We start from the raw sequence: 20,767 nt of genomic DNA, 5'->3' as shown, positions 1-20,767 counted from the left end.
TCACTCCAAAATAGAGGCCTAAAACACCACTACATTGAGTTCTTTCATCCCCTAAAGATATAGAGGTAAGTTATGTCAGATAAAACAAATAAAACCACTTCAGTTAACGTGAGTAATAATCGTGCAGAGCAACGCGCACAACAATTACGTAATGACCCGGTTGTCAATAGGATATCTAAACTGGGAGTAAATGGTATTCCAGAAAGATCAGATAAATATGTCGCGCCGTCATCAATCCAATCCATGTTTTCTCCTGGCCGCTACTTGTGCGAGCTATATCAAGTGGCTCAAGAGCTGCATAGCAAAGACAGTCCATTGCATATTGATAAACGCCGCCAGGACCTGAAAGATTTAGTTTTGAGCGAAACCATGATGAAGCAAGAGGTATCCACACTGGATATTTTGCTGGAAACATTGAAGAAAGGGGTCGAATTCTCAGACCTGTCGGCTCCGACGGTCAAATCTGTCGACGGTTCATTCATCCTGCCTTATGACGACAATCTCACTATCATTAATGCTGTGCTGGAAAACAAAGCAATCTGCTGGCGCGATATTGCCGCCCTATTAGCTGATAACTCTGATATACGGGAAGTGAAACTTACTCCTATTCTGGTACAGGAACAATTAGGGCTAAATCCAGCCAGTTATGAGTTGATTAAAACCGAATTAGCAAAAAGTGACGGTGAACATAAACGCTTGGCCCATGCAGCTAAACTTAGCGTTAAGCAGCTGGTAGCTTTAGTCACTAGTATTAAAAATGGAGGAGTAAATGAAGAGGAGGTTCTTGCGGTAATCTCCGAATATGTGCGGCTTAATCGTCAATATGGCCTGTCTGTCGATCAGTTCATCGCCATATTTGGCAAAATAAAGACTAAAGAAGCTAGCGATGATATAAAAAACAATCGCATTACCATGATCTCACACCTGTTTGGTATGAACGCCTCGCAAATGAAGATGTTATTCACCTTGTGTGGAAAACCTGAGGCGTTACAGGGTGCTGCAGAGGGAAATGCGCCACATGTGCTAACTATCTTTAGTATGTTTGAAAATATTGTGCAATGGATGAGCGAGCAAAAGCTGGATCTTGCCGCACTCAACGCCATGCTCACTAATAAATACAGTGCAACTGCCACACCGGAGTTGTTTAACTTCCTGTCCAACATTTATCACTCCGTGGATAACCAAGCGGACGCTACATTATTAGAACAAAGTCTGTGCCGTAGCTTAGCTGCTGGATTTCATTTGAAAACCAATGTGATTTCTGGTGTGTTGCGTTGGTTAGAGGCTAATAACTCTGAATTCAAACTGGAGAAATTCTGGCAAGCAATTACTGAAACATTTACCGATAGAGCGACACTGAAAAAATTAGAAAACCATCCACTGTTAGTAATTCAGTGCCAGAAACTTAGCCAATACATATTGATAGTTCAATGGGCTGAGTTAACAGAACAGGATATTGATATACTGCTTGAGGCTAAACTGTTTAATGACAGTAACGATAAGCTGGCACCAAGCCTATTGCTATTATCTATGCTGGTTAAATTTAAGGCTTGGCAACAGCAGGTAAAAGTTCCTGTTTCTGAAGCTTTAACTTATTTCACACATATTAATATTCTACAAAGTGATGAAAAAACTGAAACTGAAGAGCTTCATTTAGCTCAAATTGACGCTGATAAAGCTGATGATAATCTTCAACAAAGTGTTTCCAAGTTAGCAAGAATAGTTAAAGATCATTATAATTATTACATTAGCATCCAGGATGAAAATGGAACACTCTCTCCAGAGGAACAGGCTGAAATAGTTAATAAACTAGAAGGATATAAAAGCGCCGAAAACAAAGAATCCGCAGAAAAACAGAAACTTAGCATCATTAGCAGTCAAGCATATGTAAAAGTGCAGAATTTAATAAATAGAAATGAAGATAATAAAATCAGTCGTAAAAAAGAGTGGGAAGAAATCCATAAATTGCTAGCACAGATACATGGATGGGATATTAAACAGACAGAAACCATCATAAATCAAATAGCCGATAATAAATATCCTAAAAATTTCGAGTCTTTACTGAAAATAACGAATGCAATGTCATGCATCACTGATTTAAATGTTGACGCAGACATGATAAAACCAATCAACAGCTTAATATTCACGACTAAAAACACTGAGCTATTCGGTTTGATCCCAGTAATTTCTGCCGCATTACATCCAGCAGTTTAAATAAACGCTGAAAACTTGAAAAAGGATTAATGACTATGTCTAATGCTACTGTATTGAATAAAATCAATGAATCACGCCGTGATGCGTTGGTGAACTATGCTATTGCTAATAACACGTTTGGTGTTGAAAATATTAATAACGCGGATGATTTATACCAATATTTATTACTGGATACGAAAATCAGTAATGAAGTTAAAACATCCAACGTGGCGGAAGCTATCAGCAGCCTACAACTGTATATCGAGCGTTGCATTGATGGTGCCGAACCTGACGCCGCTGCTGATAAGATTGCCAGGCATTTCAGCACTGATAGCTTCCTACATGATTGGAGCCTTTATAACAAACGTTATTCTCGCTGGGCCGGTAAAGAGAAGTTAAAATACTATGCCGCTGATTATATTGACCCAACATTACGTTATAATAAAACAGAACTTTTCACTGAGTTTGAACAGAGTATTAACCAGGCTAAATTAACTGAAAATGCCGTCACGAAAGCATTGAAAAAATATCTGCTAAGTTATGAGAAACTTTCCACAATACAGACCGTTTCCAGCTGCTCCGCAAAAGAAATTGATACTTATTTCTTTATTGGGAAATCTAGTTCTCTGCCAACCCAATATTACTGGCGCAGTTATGTAGATCATTCTACAAAAGCACCATATTGGTCAGAGTGGAAAGATATTAACAGTAGTATTAATATGGATGATATTCAAAAAATCATTCCCAGTTGGGAAAACAACCGACTTCAAATGTTTTGCATTTCAGTTAAAAAAACAACAATAAATAATAAAAAACTAAAATCACTAGTCGTAGACAAAATTTATCATGACGATGATAAATCATGGATTAAAGTCAAAGAAATAAAGACAACAGAAACAACCTATGAAGAGGATACTGATACACCTAAATATTACACATCCTATGAAGATATACTTTTAAACAGTCAACAAAATAATATCAATTTTCTATTTGATGGCGCAATTATTGATGAGTTACCAAACTCTCATGGTGAAAAATACAAAGGAAAAATTGCAATATCCATAAATAACAACAACATTAACATCACACTAAAAGAACCATTTAAACTTGGTGTAACCACTCTAGACGTATATATAAAGACTATGGACAGTTCACATTCCAGTGAACTAAAAACTTTAGAGTTAGATAAAGTTATAACATTAGAATTACCGAAAAAGTTAATTATCTCCTTGAATGGTTCCAGCAAAGAATATAGCTATCACCTTGTTAACTCTGATACTTATGATAATAGTATCCCTGAAAATATCAAACCCAGTGCTGTGGATTGCTCACCATTAGTGGAAAAACTGCAAACATCAGTGAGTGAACTGCTGAGCTATGATATACAAGAAAAAAATATCAAAACTGAAGCGTTTAAAAAGTCTGATAGTATCTATCTGTGGGAACTCTTTTTCCATATTCCATTATTAGCATCTGCTCGTTTTCTTACCGAGCAACGCTTTGATGAAGCTGAACGCTGGTTAAAATTCCTGTTTAATAGCGCGGGTTATCGTAATACGAAGGGTGAATTGCAACAAGAAAGTGGCAAAACTCGTCACTGGAATATATTGCCACTGCAACAAGATACCGACTGGAACAGCAGCACACTTCTTGCCAGCAACGACCCTGACGTTATTGCCATGCAAGATCCGATGCAATATAAGCTGGCGGTGTTTATGCGCACATTAGATGTATTAATGACTCGCGGCGACCAGGCTTATCGTCAACTGGAGCATGATACCTTGGTTGATGCCAAAATGTATTATGTACAGGCGAGCCAACTGTTGGGGCCACGACCTGAAATTCCAGTGGCGCATAACTGGAGTAATCCGAGTTTAAAAGATACTGCTGCGGCGATTTCAGCTGACCAAACTGACGGTAACTTCCTGCCACCTTATAATGAAGTGCTGCTGGCCTATTGGGATAAGCTCGATATTCGGCTGTACAACTTGCGCCACAATCTCAGCCTGGATGGCCAACCGCTGCACTTGCCGCTGTTTGCTACTCCGGTTGATCCGAAAGAGTTGCAGCGCCAGCACGGGGCGGGTGATGGTATCAGCTCGTCTTTAACGCCGATTGCCGCAGCCACCAGTCTATATCGCTTCCCAATGCTGTTAGAACGCGCCAAAGGTGCTGTCAGTTCAGTGATGCAATTTGGTAATGCATTGCAAAACGCCTTGGAAAAACAAGATAACGAAGCCCTAACTCTGTTGTTACAAAAACAACAACAGCAGGTATTGAAACAAACCCTCGCCTTCCAAAATATCAATATTGATATCCTAAAAAGCAGCCGTAAAGCCACCAAAGTGATGCATGGCAGCGCTGAAGAACGCCGAGATCACTATAAGAAACTCATTACAGAGGGAGTTTCCAGCGATGAGCAGAAGGTTTTAGCTAGCCGAACCACAGCTTATCTACTCAATATAGGCTCGATTGTGCCAATCAGTGTAGGTGCAGCCATGGACCTGGCGCCTAACATCTTTGGACTGGCTGACGGAGGATCCCGCTGGGGCGCGGTTGCACAAGCCACGGGTCATTCCATGCAGATCAGCTCCTATGGCATCGAACAAGGTGCAAACATCATCGATATTAAAGCCAATCATGCCCGCCGTGCGCAAGAGTGGCAGTTGCAGCAAACCTTGGCCGAGAAAGATGTTGCACAATTGCAAGAACAGCTCATCGGGTTGGATCTTCAGCTCTCAATGGCTGAAAAACAGCGCAATTTGGCTGAAATGGAGCAATCCCACGCCCTGGCTATTTACCAGATGCAGATCACCCGCTTTAGCGGTAAAGAGCTGTACAACTGGATGGTTGGCCGCTTGTCTGGCTTGTATTTCCAACTGTTCGATGCTGCCCAACCGCTGTGCTTAATGGCAAAAAGTGCGCTGGAACGGGATATTGATGCCAGCAAAATCCAGCATCTGTTCACTCGTTCCGGTTGGAATGATCTGTATCAAGGGTTACTGGCCGGTGAAGATCTGATGCTGAATCTGCAAAAACTGGAAAATATCTGGCTGATTGAAGATGAACGCGCATTAGAAGTGGATCGTACCGTCTCTCTGGCTAAAGTTTATCGCGAGCTCAACACCGGTAACTTTGATTTAGCGACAGCCATTTCTGCTGCGGTAAATACCAAAGAGGATACCAGTGGTGTTGTTAGCATCACAGACGGCATCTTAAGCGCCAAATTCAATATCAGCGATCTGGCTTTGAATCACGATTACCCGGCAGCCATGCAGTTGGGTCGTAAGCGTCGCATCAAACAGATCAGCGTGACCCTGCCTGCCTTGTTAGGGCCTTATCAGGATGTACAGGCGGTACTAAGTTACACCGGTGATCATACTGATGTGGCTAAAGGCTGCAAGGCTATCGCCATTTCGCGCGGCATGAATGACAGTGGTCAGTTCCAATTGGACTTCAACGACGGTAAGTATCTGCCATTTGAAGGCATTGATATTACTGATAAGGGTGGTTTCGAATTGCGTTTCCCTAATGCAACTGGAACGCAAAAGGAGCTGTTAGGCCGCCTGAGCGACATCATTTTGCACATTCGCTACACCATCCGTTCGTAAAATTGCCCGTTACTTAACCCAACAGGCCCTCGCAAGGGGCCTGACAGGAGTCCATTATGGAAAACAACAAACAACAGATTGGTGTAGCGCCATTATCGCTCCCTAAAGGGGGCGGTGCTATTAGCGGAATGGGAGAATCACTGGGTGCTATCGGCCCAAGCGGATTAGCCAGCTTAACCGTGCCTTTACCTATTTCTGCGGGCCGCGGCTATGCACCCGCACTCGCTCTGAGTTACAGCAGCGGCAGCGGTAATGGCCCGTTCGGCCTCGGCTGGAATTTGGGCATCATGTCGATTCGCCGTCGCACCGATCGTGGCGTGCCTTATTATGATAGTCGTGATGAGTTTATTGGCCCCAATGGTGAAACACTCATCGCGGTTTCTGTATCAGATAAAGTTTTTGTAGATCAAAGTCATAACTCAATTAATTTTACGGTTACCCATTATCAGCCACGCGTCGAGGGCGGTTTTGATCGCATCGAATTCTGGCAACCTAAAGACACCACCGCTGACCAGACGGCTTTTTGGCAGGTGTACAGCACAGATGGTCAGCAGCATTATCTGGGCAAAACCGCGCTGGCCCGTATTGCCGACCCTGAGCATCTGGAACATATCGCCGAATGGTTACTGGAAGAGTCCATCTCAGCCACCGGCGAGCATATTTGCTATGACTATCAAGGCGAAGATAGCAGCAACATTGATGCAGCAGAAGAAGCTGCTCACCCGCAAGCCAACGCGCAGCGCTATTTGAAGCAAGTGCGCTACGGCAATCAGACATCAAGCACGACACCTTATGTTTTCAAAAACCAATTTTCGAAAGATGATGAATGTCTATTTACTCTGATATTTGATTATGGCGAACGCCTAAATACCTTATCCGAGGTTCCGCCGCCAGATGCAGGTGCTGACTGGTCAGATCGTCAGGATCCGTTCTCACGCTACGAATTCGGTTTTGAAATTCGTACCCGTCGTCTGTGCCAACAGGTATTGATGTTCCATAATCTGCAACTCTTGTCTGGCGATGAAAATGCAAGCGACAAGGCACTGGTTTCCCGCTTGCGCCTGAACTACCTGGCCAGCCCTTATGCCAGCCAGTTAATCAGTTGCCAACAAGTGGCACATGAACAAGACGGCACTGCACTCACTTTACCGCCACTGGAATTCGATTATCAGGAACTGCAAACTGGAGTCGAAACAAACTGGCAGGCTATGCCTGAATGGGACAAATTTAGCCCTTACTATCAGTTGGTTGACCTGAATGGTGAAGGTCTGCCGGGCATGTTGTATCAAGACAGTGGCAGTTGGCACTATCATTCGCCGGTACGTACCCCTGACAGTGAAGATGGCGTCAGCTTCGGCGCGGCACAAATTCTGCCCAACATCCCTGCCTTGCGTGATAGTGCCAGCCTGATGGATATCAATGGTGATGGCCGCCTGGACTGGGTTATTAGCCAGCCAGGACTGGCGGGTTATTACAGCCGCAACCCGGATGAAAGCTGGACCCAGTTCACTCCGCTGTCGGCACTGCCCGCCGAGTATTTCCATCCACAAGCCCAATTGGCTGATTTGATTGGCAATGGCTTATCTGACCTGGCATTGATTGGGCCGAATAGTGTGCGACTGTATGCTAATCAGCGTGATGGTTTTGCGGCCGCGCAGCAAGTCTATCAAGACCCAGCTATCGCTCTGCCGATCCCCGGAGCCAGTGACGCTGAATTAGTCGCTTTCAGTGATCCCCTGGGTAGCGGGCAACAGCATCTGATGCGGGTGCGCCACAATAGCGTCACCTGCTGGCCGAATTTAGGTCATGGCACCTTTGGTAAACCGGTCACATTGAGCGGTTTTAATCAGCCCGTGGACGATTTCAACCCGCAACACATCTGGCTGGCCGATATCGACGGCTCTGGCACGGTTGATTTGATTTATGCCAACAGCAATCACTTGCTGATTTACCGCAATCAGAGCGGCAACAGCTTTGCCGCCCCACTAAAACTGCCCTTACCACACGGTGTTCTGTACGATAACACCTGTCAATTGACCATGGCTGATGTGCAAGGTCTGGGGGTCACCAGCTTGCTGCTGAGTGTGCCACATATGACCAGCCGCCATTGGCGCTACGATTTCACTACCACCAAACCTTATCTGTTATGCACCGTCAATAACAATATGGGGGCTGAGAGTCGCCTGTCCTACCGCAGTTCAGCCCAGTTCTGGCTGGATGAAAAAGCGGCAGCAGACAGTCAAAAACAGAACATTGCCTGCGGCCTGCCTTTCCCGATGCATTTATTGGCGCGCACCACGCAATTTGATGAAATCACTCAAAATAGCCTGAGCCAACAAGCCTGGTACTACCACGGTTTTTACGATGGAGTAGAACGCGAATTCCGTGGTTTTGGCCGGGTAGATACCCTGGATACCCATGCCGAAGCACAGGGTTCCGCTCAGGAACGTACCCCACCATCGCTCAGTCGCAGTTGGTTCCATACTGGTCGAGATGACGATGAGTCCCGTTATCAGCAAGAGTACTGGCAGGGCGACGAACATGCTTATCAGGTAGGTCATACTCGCCTCACCTCTTTTAACGAAGGGACGGATAGTGATGATTTATTGGCAGAAACCACGCCAGAGCTACGCTATTGGTTGCTCCGTGCGTTGAAAGGCAGCCCGCTGCACAGTGAACTCTATGGTCTGGACGATATTGGGCAGAACGACGTACCTTACACCACCAGCAGCACCCGTTATCAGGTACGGCAGGTCCGAGCCGCTGATAACATCGCGGTCTCGCCCATCGTGATGCCGATGTCACTGGAACAACTCAGCTACCATTATGAGCGAATTCCCCAAGACCCACAGTGCAGCCAGCAAATTGTGATGCGCTGCAATGAGTATGGTCATCCGCTGCACTCGGTTGCCATCAATTACCCGCGCCGCCCTCAGGATAACGTTACACCTTACTCTTGGTTAGCCGCCGATCACTGGGCCAGCAGTTATGACGAACAACAACGGCTACTGCGTATCACTGAAAGCCAACAATCCTATCATCATGTTATTGAAGATAATGGTCTATTGCTGGGCTTACCCTGGCAGCAACGCAGTGATGCACAGATTTATAATGCGGATGCAGTTCCGGCTAATGGCCTGAGCTATGAAGCTATTCTTGATAAAGAAAACACCCTCGGTACGCCGGTTGAAAGTGTCTATATCGGTCAAAGCGAAGTTTTCTATCACCATAAATATCCATTACAAGGTTTGGTTATTTATAGCGAAAGCGCTGAGTTTGATGAGCGTTCCCTCGCGGCTTTAAGTGAGCTGCTACCCACAGATAAAGAACAGAATCAACAACTGCAAGCCGCAGGTTACACCCTTGCCCCACGCCTATTTGATCATACTGAAGAGATCTCTGTGTGGGTGGCTCGCCGTGGTTTCACTGAGTATGCCGATAGCCAGGAGTTCTACCGCCCACAGTCACAGCAGAGCTCTCAATTAGTGGGTAAAACTTACCTTAACTGGGATGCATCTCATTGTGCCGTCACCGCTATCACACTGGCCGATGGTAGTACCACTAACGCCGAATATGACTATCGTTTTATCACCCCCTACAAGCTGACTGATATCAACGATAACCTGCATCAGGTTGAATTGGATGCCTTTGGTCGGGTCACCTCTGCACGTTTCTGGGGAACGGAATTACATGAGGGCGGCGTGGTTGACAGCGGATTCACTGATGCGCCATTTACTGCACCAAAGAACATCGAAGAGGCGATTGAAAAAGAAGATGAGGTCATTTCTGTCGCTCAATTCTCTGTTTATCAGCCGGTGAGTTGGATGATCAAACCGGTAGATAAACTCATCGTTGATTGGCTCAGTTATTTAAAAGACATACAGGAAGAAATGCCTGGCTACCCAGAGGAAGAACAAAAAGAATGGGGCAAAGAACCGGTTTTAACACGAGAAATCCTGATTCAAAACCAATTTATCACCGAAGAAGGCTATCTCTGCACTCTCGGCTACCGCCGATGGCTGCGATGGAGTAAGTATCCGTTCGATGAAGCAATAAGAATGGAGATCGAGAGCCAAACTCAACGACGCCACCCGCCCCATGCTATGACGGTGGTTACCGACAGCTATGATCGCAATGCGGAAAAACAGCAGCATCAACAAATGATTGTCTGTAGTGATGGCTTTGGTCGTGCGCTGCAATCAGCACAGCGTGTTGAAGCTGGCGAGGCTTATATCCGCCAAGAAAATGGCCATCTGTTAACTAAAAACAATCAACCCGCCGTTGAAACTACCGATCAGCGCTGGGTGGTTTCTGGCCGGGTGGAATATGACAACAAAGGGTTGGCCATCCGCGCTTATCAACCTTACTTCCTTGATAACTGGCGCTATATCAGCGATGACAGCGCCCGCACCGATACCTATGCCGACACCCATGTTTACGACCCGCTGGGGCGTGAAATTAAGGTGATTACCGCCAAAGGTTATCTACGCCGGGCGCAGTACTTCCCGTGGTTTGTGATCAGTGAGGATGAGAACGATACCGCAGCAGAAGCCATTCAAAGTTAACCATATCAGTCATTAACCCTGACCGGCTTATTCTGCGGTCAGGCTCACTGATAACCAACAAGGATAGGTAGACCAAATGCACGTCTTGGCTCCCGGCGACGATTTCTTCATCACTTGGTTAATTATCGGCGCGCTTTCTGCATGGGGAGGTTTGGTTCGTTACATCTTGGATAAAAATAATGAGGAGCACGAATGGAGTTGGGCTGCCGTGATAAGCCAGATCATTGTTTCCAGCTTTACTGGGTTAATCGGTGGATTGATCTCTTTTGAAGGTGGCATCAGCCGTTATATGACCTTTGCCGTTGCTGGCCTGTTCGGGGCAATGGGCAATTCCGCACTGCAATATTTATGGCAGCGTTTTTTTGAGCAACATATTCCCCCTAAATAGTAGAGGCAACTATGAATAATGATATATCACCATTTCGCTTTGGTCAGATTAGTGAACATAACCTACGCGGCATTCATCCCGACCTGGTGTTGATTGTCCGCCGCGCCCTGACTCTTTGTACTGTCGATTTTCGCGTTATCGAAGGCCTCCGCACTTCCGAACGCCAGCGGCAACTGGTCAAAAATGGCCGCAGTCAAACCCTTAACAGTCGCCATTTGACCGGCCATGCCGTGGATTTGGCTCCGCTGATTAATAACCAAATTCCGTGGGATGACTGGCATGCATTTGAGTGGGTAGCAAAAGCAATGAAACAAGCGGCAATAGAGATGGAACTGCCATTGCAATGGGGCGGTGACTGGAAAACCTTTAAAGATGGCCCACATTTTGAACTACCGAGAGACGTCTACCCATGATCAACTTAAACCTGTTATCGGTACTGGGTAAAACCGTGCTGTCGCTGGCCGTAGTCGCCGTCGCTATTTGGCTGGTACAGATGGCCCGAGAGATGGAAAACCTTAATCGGGACAACATTGAACTTAATATGCAAATAGTCCGGCTGGGGGAGGTTAATAAAAGGCTTAACAGCCAAATGTTGATGACCACGACCCAACTACAAAAAGTTCAGGAACAAGAAAGCATTGAAGGGGAGAAAAGCAGTGAACTGCAAAAACAGTTGCGTGCGGCACAAAAAGGCAACCCTTGTGCTGATGAGCCTGTGCCTGCTGATGTTATCCGCATGCAGCAACAAGCCATCGGTAACGGTAAATGAATGTTTACCATTCCCGACGGCCTTATTGCCCCCCTGCCAGATGCCTAAATTTAATGTAAAGACATGGGGAGATTATCCACAGTATGTAGAACAGACCCGTCTGGTACTGACTCGTTGCAATACGAACCGTGAGTCAGCGCTATTTTTCTTACAACAACGCAAGGAATAAATTTATGTCTAAAAATTTATCGATCAGCGAACACACCCCCACTATCGCCATCAGCGATAACCGCGGGTTGGGTATTCGTGCGCTAGCTTATAACCGCACGGATGCCAATCCGGTAGCCGATGAACTGATCAGTCGCAATCGTTATAACGCCGTGGGGCAACTGATTGCCAGCCGTGATGCCCGGCTTGAAATCGATAACTTCCACTATGACTATAATCTTGCCGGAGCCGCACTGCGCACCGAGGGTGTCGACAATGGCACCCGGCTGCAACTGACTGATATTGAAGGGCGACCGCGAGTAAGTTTAGATGCTAAGGGTACCCGCAGTTGGGTGACCTATGAACCGCAACTGGGCCGCCCGCTTGAGCACCAACAGCAAGCCGAAGGGGGGCAAAAAACCATTACCGATCGCTTCTTCTACGCTGAAAACACTGAACAGCATAAAGCCGCCAACCTCAACGGCCAGTGCATCCGCTATTACGATACTGCCGGTTTACAACAGGTTATCAGCCTGTCTATCACCGGAGTGCCATTGCAACAACAGCGCCAGTTGCTCACCGATACCCTTGGGCCGGTGGACTGGTTTGCTGAAGAACAGAGCTGGCAATCTCGCCTCGATGATAAACCTTTTATCACCCGTTGCAGCACCGACGCCCTGGGCCAACCACTCACCCAAACTGATGCCAAAAACCATACTCAACATATGGCCTATAACCGTGCCGGCCAGCTCAGCGGCAGTTGGCTCACTCTTCATGGTGGTATTGAGCAGGTGATTGTTAAGTCTCTTACCTATTCCGCCGCCGGGCAAAAACTGTGGGAAGAAAGTGGCAATGGCGTGGTGACAGAATATCGCTATGAAGCTGAAACCCAACGTCTTATCGGTATCAAAACCACCCGCCCAGCACTGAAGGACCGGCCAACTCTGCTGCAAGACCTGCGCTACGATTATGACCCGGTCGGCAATATTCTGGCTATCCATAATGATGCGGAAGCCACCCGCTTCTACCGCAATCAGAAAATCGTGCCGGAAACCACTTACCGCTATGATGCTTTGTATCAATTGATTGAGGCTACCGGCCGTGAATCCGACAAAAACAGTGCGCAAAGCGCTAACCTGCCGGACTTAATCTCCCTGACTGACGGCAATCAATATGTCAATTACACCCGCCGTTACACCTATGACCGTGCCGGTAACCTGTTGAAAATTCAACATACTGGAGCCAGCCAGTACAGCACGCATATCACGGTCTCCCATACCAGTAACCACGGCATTCAGCAGCAGGATGGGTTGACTGCCGCCGATATCCGCAGCCAGTTTGATGCCTCCGGTAATCAACAGCAATTACAGCCCGGTCAGCCACTGCAATGGGATGCGCGTAATCAGTTGCAGCAGGTCACCACCGTTAAGCGTAGCGCTAACAGCTCAGCCAATAATGACCGCGAAAGCTATCTGTACGGCAGTGATGGTATGCGGGTGGTTAAGCACAGTATTCAACACACTGGTAGTACCGTCCAAACCGCTAAAGTAACCTATCTGCCGGGGCTGGAACTGCGCACTCAGCATAATAACAATAAGCTGACGGAAGATTTTCAGGTCATTACCGTGGGTGCCGCCGGGCGGGCGCAAGTGCGGGTATTATTGTGGCAGAAAGGCCAACCGGACGGCATTGATAACGGCCAATTGCGCTACAGTTTCGATAACCAAATTGGCTCCAGTTTATTAGAGTTGGATAACAACGGCGATATTATCAGTCAGGAAGAGTATTACCCATTTGGTGGCACGGCAGTATTTGCATCTCGCAATACAATTGAAGCCAAATATAAAACCGTGCGTTACTCCGGTAAAGAACGTGATGCTACTGGGCTGTATTATTACGGCTTACGTTATTATATGCCGTGGCTGGGGAGATGGTTAAGTAGCGATCCGGCAGGCACCATTGATGGGCTTAATTTATATCGTATGGTGAGGAATAACCCGGTTAGTTTCCTTGATGTTAATGGACTGTCTGGAGAGAAGCCCATACCAAAGACAATTCGACACGTTTGGTTAGGAAATGATATTAATGCTCTTGAAAAACATAAAAAAAACATCCTTCGCACTAAAGAAATAAATCCAACTTATGAAATTGAAATAAATATTTTAGTTAAAGTAAAAGATGAAAAATTTTCTGAGTTCACTAATAGCCTAACTCAGGCTGGTATAAAAATAAAAGACATCGAGCAATCATCTTGGTTTTCAAAATTCAAAAAAACAAAAAGATACACTCATTTTAATTTAGCAATGACCGGAGAAAGATCAAATTTCGCATCCGCATCAGACATACTAAGAAAACCTTTAATGTTCGAAAAAGGTGGTATTTATACAGATGTAGATGACGTCTATGAAAAACCACTACCAGAAACAATCACATTACTATCCAATCAAATATCCACAACAAAAGGGGTTGTATTCAGTCGTTGGGGAGGAATGAAAGGTGTACATATAAGTGCATTTGCAACTCATAAGAAAAACCCACTATTGGAAAAAATAATGTCTGACTCATATAAAGAATATGAAAATAACAAGTCAACTTTATACCAAAAAAATCCAACAACCGACAATCCAGATGATAACTTCCATTTAAATTCCAGCACATCTGGATCATTTCATTTTTCAAAATTTGTAATGGATCAAAGTAATGAATTCAAGCAAGCATATAGCTTATTTGAAAGCAATCCAGAGCACTCCTTGGTAAAAAAACACATGGTGTTTAGCAAAATCCTTAGACAAGTTACCACTTCAGGCGCAGGACATATGGACGCTGTTCAAACTGAGAATTTAGTTAATGCATTAGCGAAGAGAACGGGACGATTGATTATCTAGACATGAAAAAGCTTAGGTGCTGCTATTAAGCACCTAAGCGACTCACCATTATATAAAGTGACAATGTAAATAATCATTATAAAAAATTTAGGATTTATATATGAATGCAGCTATTAATAACCAATTATCTCACCCTACTATCGCCATCAGCGATAACCGCGGGTTGGGTATTCGAGCGCTAGCTTATAACCGCACGGATGCTAATCCGGTAGCCGATGAACTGATCAGTCGCAATCACTACAATGCGCGGGGGCAATTGATTGCCAGCCGTGATGCCAGGCTTGAAATCGATAACTTCCTCTATCACTACAACCTTGCCGGAGCCGCGCTACGCACCGAGGGTGTTGATAATGGCACACTGCTGCAACTGACTGATATTGAAGGCCGACCGGTGATGAATTTGGATGCTAAAGGCACCCGCAGTTGGGTGACCTATGAGCCTGCACTCGGTCGCCCACTGGAGCATCAACAGCAAGCCGAAGGGGGTATCAAAACTATTACCGATCGCTTCTTCTACGGTGAAAACACTGAACAGCATAAAGCCGCCAACCTCAACGGTCAGTGTATCCGTCATTACGATACCGCCGGTTTACAACAGGTTATCAGCCTGTCTATCATCGGTGTGCCATTGCAACAACAGCGCCAGTTGCTCACCGATACCCTTGGGCCGGTGGATTGGTTTGGTGAAGAAAACGCCAGTTGGGCCTCCCGCCTCGATACCGAACCTTTTATCACCCGTTGCAGCACCGACGCCCTGGGTCAGCCGCTCACCCAAACTGATTCCAAAAATCATACTCAACATATGGCCTATAACCGCGCCGGTCAGCTCCGCGGCAGTTGGCTGATTCTCAATGGTGGTATTGAGCAGGTGATTGTTAAGTCTCTTACCTATTCCGCCGCCGGGCAAAAACTGTGGGAAGAAAGTGGCAATGGCGTGGTGACAGAATATCGCTATGAAGCTGAAACCCAACGGCTTATCGGCATCAAAACCACTCGTCCGGCACTGAAGGACCGGCCAACTCTGCTGCAAGACCTGCGCTACGATTATGACCCGGTTGGCAATATTCTGGCTATCCATAATGATGCGGAAGCCACCCGCTTCTACCGCAATCAGAAAATCGTGCCGGAAACTACTTACCGCTATGATGCTTTGTATCAATTGATTGAGGCTACTGGCCGTGAATGTGATGCCAATACCGCCCAAAATCAGCAATCCTCTGCACTGGCAGAACTGACCGACAAAAACCAGCTGGTCAATTATACCCGCCGTTATACTTATGACCGTGCCGGTAACCTGTTGAAAATACAACATACTGGTGCAACCCAGTACACCACGCATATCACGGTCTCCCATACCAGTAACCACGGCATTCAGCAGCAGGATGGGTTGACTGCCGCCGATATCCGTAGCCAGTTTGATGCCGCCGGTAATCAACAGCAATTGCAGCCCGGCCAGCCGCTGCAATGGGATGCGCGCAATCAGTTGCAGCAGGTGATTACCGTTAAGCGTGAGGCTGGAAATTCGGCCAATAATGATAGTGAAAGCTATCTGTATGGCAGCGACGGTATGCGTATTGTTAAGCAAAGTATTCAGCAACACCAAACCAGCAAAGTCCTGTATTTGCCGGGGCTGGAACTGCGCACTCAGCATAATAACGATAATCTGACTGAAGATTTTCAGGTCATTACTGTCGGGGCCACCGGGCGGGCGCAGGTACGGGTATTATTGTGGCAGAAAGGACAACCGGACGGCATTGATAACGGCCAATTGCGCTACAGCTTTGATAACCAAATTGGCTCCAGTTTATTAGAATTAGATAACAACGGCAATATTATCAGTCAGGAAGAGTATTACCCGTTTGGCGGCACCGCCGTATTTTCATCTCGCAATACAATTGAAGCCAAATATAAAACCGTGCGTTATTCCGGCAAAGAGCGCGATGCCACCGGGCTATATTATTACGGCTTCCGTTATTATATGCCATGGCTGGGCAGATGGTTAAATGCTGACCCGGCAGGAACCATTGATGGGCTTAATTTATATCGCCTGGTGAGGAATAATCCAATTACATTGATGGATGTAGATGGGTTAAGTCCAATAACAATGATATATGGGTTTGAACCATTCAGAATGGAATATAGTCTATCAAAAAATCAAACCGCTGATACACCAATTCTTCGTATTGATGATTTGAACCTCAGCATTGACTTAATGGAAAGACTAAAAAAAGATTACACAAAAACCGTTTCATCACTTAAAAATATGGGCGACAATTTAAACTCGGCTCAAAACGAACACTATAAACAAAAATCAAAAGAGTTAATGAAAGATACCGGAATAAAAAGCCAGCAATCCGCCATGTCTTTAATAATGAGTTGGCGAAGTTATTTATCACAGCATTATGATGAGTTATCACTAACCTCTCTGATTAAACTTGATAAAATGTCCAACCCCAAAACTGAGCATGAAGCCACGTATCGATTATATGGATTTCTTAATAAGAATACTCCAGGTAAGTTGAGAAAAAAATCAGTGGAAAAAAACACCGTGACTCAGTTTATCAATCTATTAAATAGCAACGACCCCAATCAAAATCTTAAATCTGCAATGGAATCAAATTCAGATATTGGGGTTGCGGTTATCAATGCATTTTTCCGAAAAGTAAGTAAATTAAGTTTAGATTGGTCACAACTACAACCGGAAATAGAAACTGTATTTATTGAAGGTGCTTTTACAGATAATGTGAAATTATCTCCTAAGGATGCTTATATACAAGATAACTGGCGTAAATTCACCAGCGAAGATGAGTCTGCTTTAAGTGAAAAACCTTATAAACTCAGAAAACGAGCCGCTACCTATTTCCCAATTACCCACTCAGAAATGAAACATGTCATAAAAGGAAATAATAAAATACAAAGAATATCATTACACCAATAAGGTATTTATGTTAATAAGTCGGGTCCAATAACGCTGATTAGTACAATCATATCCAACAACAACTGAGGTGTTAAATGCATGATGTAGTTTGTGCCGATACAAGAACGAGATACACCGACTCCCCAACAGCGATATGATTAATCACCGTTTTTCCGCCGCTTGGTAAGCTGCATCAGTTTCATGTTTACCTCCGCAACCACCAGAGACATCTTTAAAAGAGCCATTAAAAGCACCTTAATGGCTCACTTCCCTCTACCTGACACACTTAAAATGACTTCACAACTTGACTTCATTTAGGACTGACTTACAATGATTTCATATAGTGACGTCATGGAAGACCACATGAAAAGTGTAGTTACAAATCTGAGGAATAAACAAAAGAACACACTGGAAAAAATATTTAAGTCTCCCGCTCCGACAGGAATAAAGTGGTCTGATATTGAATCACTCATCAAAGCGCTAGGTGGAGAGATAAGTCAGGGGAATGGTTCACGTGTAAGATTGCGGCTCAATAATAGCATTGCCAGATTTCACCGACCTCACCCATCCCCCGATACCGACAAAGGCGCAGTAGTCAGCCTGCGAGAATGGTTAGAGAGCATAGGAGTTAAGCCATGTCCCAAACAATAGCAGCACCTAATACAATGAATGTCGCCGGACAACCAGCCCTTATCACTTATGTTCCTGAAATCGGTATGTTCCGTGGGAAATTTTTAGGGCTATCTGGATACTGTGATTTTGTCTCTGATAGCATTCAGGGTTTACAAAAAGAAGGGGAAATTTCTCTACGTGAATATTTGGATGATTGTCAGAGTAGCGGCATAGAACCTTACGCAAATCAGGAAAAAATCAAAACATTCACCTTGCGCTATCCTGAATCCTTTGGTGACCGATTAAGTCATGCTGCGGCCGAACATCAGGTATCGATTAATGCTTTTATCGTTGAAACACTCGACGATAAAATGAAACACGCTTAATAAAACGTGCTTAATACTGATTGTTTAATGTACTGACTCATACCTTCCTGTCATTAGAGAAAGTATGAGTCATAAACAACAACGACCCAACAACGATAGGATTAATTGTCATCACCGTTTTTCCGCCGCTTTATAAACTGCATCATTTTCACGTTTGCCCACCACTACCACCAGAGACATCTTTAAACGAGCCATTAGAAAACCTCAAAAAAGACACTATAATATCCATTATCGAATAAAAAAGCATAAAAAGGATGTTATAGTATCTATTATTTTTGGAGGACATGATGAGTTTGACACTATTATCTGCTGTTGATGTCCAACAGCAACTGGCTGATACAGTTAGAAAAAAACGCAAACAGCGGAAATGGTCACGTCAGGCACTGGCTGAGCGCAGTACGGTTCCGGCCACAACCATTAAGAAATTTGAAACTACCGGCCAGATCTCATTACGCCAATTTATCTTGCTATGGCAGTGTGTTGATTCGCTGGAACAGCTAGCAACACTCACTCATACTGAGAAAAGACAACCCCGCACTATTGATGAGGTACTTAACTCATGATGCAATTTGTGCCGATACAAAAGCTGGATGTTTTCCGTAACTTACCTGGTAAGCTACGGGGGATAGAATCAAATTCTGGTTTTTGCTATTTGATAAACTTCTGTTCTATCCCTCTTACCTACTGCAAGTACTAAAACAATAATCTCATAATCATACACCTGATAAACCAGACGATAGCCGGATGCCCTGAGCTTAATTTTATAGCAGTCACGCATACCACATAATTTATTTGCTGGAATATGTGGATTTTCTAATACGCTGATTAACTTCTTTTTAAACTGCACTTGTAGAGTCGAACCTAATTTTTTAAATTCTTTTAGGGCGTTCTCTTCAAACTCAAGTTTATAGTTCATCAAGTTTAACCCTAATGCGCTTTCCTCCCATTCTTGAACGAGCAAGCTCGGCCAATTCTATATCTTCCAGATACTCAGACAAAACCTCCCATGTTTCCGGCGAAACATAATAACCAGAAATATGCCCGTTAGTCAGTACTGCAACAGGTTGCCCATGCGCTTCTTTGAGTGCGGCATTGGGTGATTTTTTAAAGTCGCTAATACTGACAGCCGCGTTGGCAAGAATTGGTTGAACTAACATACAGACTCCTTTTAGTACTAAGTTTCATACTAAACTTAGCACTAAAAGAGGTTGGTGCCAATCTCGTTTCCCCCTAATAACCCTACGCCGTACCACCCACCGTCAGATTATCCAACTTCAGGGTCGGTTGACCGACGCCAACCGGCAGGCTTTGGCCTTCCTTGCCGCAGACACCGACGCCTTTATCCAGCGCCAGATCATTACCGACCATTGAAATCTGTTGCATCGCCTCAATACCCGAACCAATCAAAGTGGCACCTTTCACCGCGCTGGTGATTTTGCCTTTTTCGATTAAATAGGCTTCAGAGGTTGAGAATACAAACTTGCCGGAGGTGATATCCACCTGACCGCCACCAAAGTTAGGGGCATACAGGCCATATTCCACACTGGCAATAATATCTTCCGGTGTTGATTTACCCGCTAACATATAAGTGTTGGTCATACGCGGCATCGGCAGATGGGCATAGGATTCACGGCGGCCATTACCAGTCGGCGCAACACCCATCAGGCGAGCATTCAGCTTATCCTGCATATAGCCTTTCAGAATACCGTTTTCAATCAGCACGTTATATTGGCCCGGCACCCCTTCATCGTCGATAGCTAATGAGCCGCGACGACCTTGCATGGTGCCATCATCCACCACAGTACACAGCTCTGAAGCCACCAGCTTACCCATTTGCCCGCTAAATACTGAGCTGCCACGACGGTTGAAATCACCTTCCAAGCCATGACCGACCGCTTCGTGCAACAACACGCCCGGCCAACCTGCTCCCAGCACCACCGGCATGGCACCAGCAGGTGCGGCAATCGCGGACAGATTCACCAGCGCCATCCGCACCGCTTCATTGGCAAAGTTATCGGCACGCACTTCACCATCAACCGTTTCCAGGAAGTAGTCATAGCCGAAACGACCACCACCACCGCTGGCACCACGTTCACGTTTGCCGTTCTCTTCCACTAACACGCTGACTGACAGGCGCACCAGTGGGCGCACATCTGCCGCCAGCGTGCCGTCAGTGGCGGCGACCAAAATTTGCTCATACACACCGGTCAAGCTGGCACTCACTTCCTGCACCCGCTTATCCGCAGCACGCGCGACTTTATCTACGCGATGCAATAAAGCGATTTTGTCTTCGC

At 45.4% G+C, this 20,767-nt stretch carries 15 protein-coding genes; 12 read left to right on the top strand and 3 right to left on the bottom strand.

Annotated elements, in window-relative coordinates:
- Positions 1-72: 72 nt before the first annotated feature.
- The 12 genes from ACNSO8_RS17080 to ACNSO8_RS17025 all read left to right on the top strand — a co-directional run bounded on the left by ACNSO8_RS17080 (position 73) and on the right by ACNSO8_RS17025 (position 19,036).
- A complete protein-coding gene (locus tag ACNSO8_RS17080; RefSeq protein ID WP_418395340.1) occupies positions 73-2,214 on the top strand; it encodes a Tc toxin subunit A in 2,142 nt (713 codons plus the stop codon).
- 35 nt (positions 2,215-2,249) lie between these two features.
- Positions 2,250-5,804: a neuraminidase-like domain-containing protein gene (locus ACNSO8_RS17075; RefSeq protein ID WP_418395339.1), complete on the top strand. Its 3,555-nt coding sequence runs from the start codon at positions 2,250-2,252 to the stop codon at positions 5,802-5,804.
- A gap of 56 nt (positions 5,805-5,860) precedes the next feature.
- Positions 5,861-10,369 carry a SpvB/TcaC N-terminal domain-containing protein gene (locus ACNSO8_RS17070; RefSeq protein WP_418395338.1) on the top strand — a complete coding sequence of 1,503 codons (4,509 nt, stop codon included), beginning with the start codon at positions 5,861-5,863 and terminating at the stop codon, positions 10,367-10,369.
- A gap of 76 nt (positions 10,370-10,445) precedes the next feature.
- Positions 10,446-10,757, top strand: a complete 312-nt coding sequence (locus ACNSO8_RS17065) for a phage holin family protein (protein WP_418395337.1) — start codon at positions 10,446-10,448, stop codon at positions 10,755-10,757.
- Between the two features lie 11 nt (positions 10,758-10,768).
- Entirely contained in the window at positions 10,769-11,170 is a 402-nt protein-coding gene (locus ACNSO8_RS17060) for a M15 family metallopeptidase (RefSeq protein ID WP_418395336.1), read from the top strand.
- A complete protein-coding gene (locus tag ACNSO8_RS17055; RefSeq protein WP_418395335.1) occupies positions 11,167-11,526 on the top strand; it encodes a DUF2570 domain-containing protein in 360 nt (119 codons plus the stop codon). The genes ACNSO8_RS17060 and ACNSO8_RS17055 overlap by 4 nt, the downstream gene beginning before the upstream one ends.
- Positions 11,465-11,695, top strand: a complete 231-nt coding sequence (lysC, locus tag ACNSO8_RS17050; protein ID WP_418395334.1) for an Rz1-like lysis system protein LysC — start codon at positions 11,465-11,467, stop codon at positions 11,693-11,695. Before ACNSO8_RS17055 ends, lysC begins: the two co-directional genes overlap by 62 nt.
- 4 nt (positions 11,696-11,699) lie before the next feature.
- Positions 11,700-14,558: an RHS repeat-associated core domain-containing protein gene (locus tag ACNSO8_RS17045; RefSeq protein WP_418395333.1), complete on the top strand. Its 2,859-nt coding sequence runs from the start codon at positions 11,700-11,702 to the stop codon at positions 14,556-14,558.
- 100 nt (positions 14,559-14,658) lie between these two features.
- The gene (locus ACNSO8_RS17040; protein ID WP_418395332.1) at positions 14,659-17,496 is read left to right on the top strand and encodes an RHS repeat domain-containing protein; all 2,838 of its coding nucleotides are present in this window, start codon (positions 14,659-14,661) and stop codon (positions 17,494-17,496) included.
- 342 nt (positions 17,497-17,838) lie between these two features.
- Entirely contained in the window at positions 17,839-18,126 is a 288-nt protein-coding gene (locus ACNSO8_RS17035; protein ID WP_418395331.1) for a type II toxin-antitoxin system HicA family toxin, read from the top strand.
- Complete coding sequence (locus ACNSO8_RS17030; RefSeq protein ID WP_418395330.1) at positions 18,111-18,473, top strand: type II toxin-antitoxin system HicB family antitoxin; 363 nt, start codon at positions 18,111-18,113, stop codon at positions 18,471-18,473. Before ACNSO8_RS17035 ends, ACNSO8_RS17030 begins: the two co-directional genes overlap by 16 nt.
- Before the next feature lie 284 nt (positions 18,474-18,757).
- Positions 18,758-19,036 carry a transcriptional regulator gene (locus ACNSO8_RS17025; RefSeq protein ID WP_418395329.1) on the top strand — a complete coding sequence of 93 codons (279 nt, stop codon included), beginning with the start codon at positions 18,758-18,760 and terminating at the stop codon, positions 19,034-19,036.
- Between the two features lie 68 nt (positions 19,037-19,104).
- Here ACNSO8_RS17025 and ACNSO8_RS17020 read toward each other — a convergent pair whose 3' ends face one another.
- From ACNSO8_RS17020 to tldD, 3 genes are all read right to left on the bottom strand, one after another.
- A complete protein-coding gene (locus tag ACNSO8_RS17020) occupies positions 19,105-19,389 on the bottom strand; it encodes a type II toxin-antitoxin system RelE family toxin (RefSeq protein ID WP_418395328.1) in 285 nt (94 codons plus the stop codon).
- Complete coding sequence (locus ACNSO8_RS17015; RefSeq protein ID WP_418395327.1) at positions 19,379-19,630, bottom strand: prevent-host-death protein; 252 nt, start codon at positions 19,628-19,630, stop codon at positions 19,379-19,381. The genes ACNSO8_RS17020 and ACNSO8_RS17015 overlap by 11 nt, the downstream gene beginning before the upstream one ends.
- A gap of 82 nt (positions 19,631-19,712) precedes the next feature.
- Positions 19,713-20,767 (bottom strand): metalloprotease TldD (gene tldD / locus ACNSO8_RS17010; RefSeq protein WP_418395326.1); only part of this gene is annotated, 1,055 nt, incomplete at its 5' end.

It is taken from the genome of Yersinia sp. LJYL362 (assembly GCF_048323875.1).
Note: the sequence above shows the minus strand (reverse complement) of the source record. Positions and strands in the feature narration are given on the sequence as shown.